This window comes from Xenorhabdus entomophaga (genome assembly GCF_037996725.1).
Classification (GTDB): domain Bacteria; phylum Pseudomonadota; class Gammaproteobacteria; order Enterobacterales; family Enterobacteriaceae; genus Xenorhabdus; species Xenorhabdus khoisanae.
The window spans coordinates 1-223 of record NZ_JBBMXH010000495.1; the positions used below are offsets into that span (position 1 = coordinate 1).

1 protein-coding gene is annotated in these 223 nt (G+C 52.9%); it reads left to right on the forward strand.

The genetic code is table 11. The annotated features are described in order from the left end of the window. A partial coding sequence (locus tag AAC854_RS23800; RefSeq protein ID WP_340619204.1) for a hypothetical protein occupies positions 1-208 on the forward strand: 208 nt, incomplete at its 5' end. Positions 209-223: the final 15 nt, after the last annotated feature.

The window sequence follows — 223 nt, forward strand, 5'->3', positions numbered from 1 at the left end:
CGCAGGTGAGTCGGGGTTGGCGGTCGTCCTGCCATGTGATTTCTCCTGTAAAATGGTGCAGTTGGGGCACCCCAAAAAAAGGTTGGCATTTCGCGGCGATCTGAAAAGAGGCAAGGCGGCGGTCCTCAAGGGCGAGAGTGGTAGAGATTTGACCCGCCCCTCCCCCTGCGTGACGATAACAACCGAGATGATTGCAAATAAAAACTAAATCATTGCGCTATTA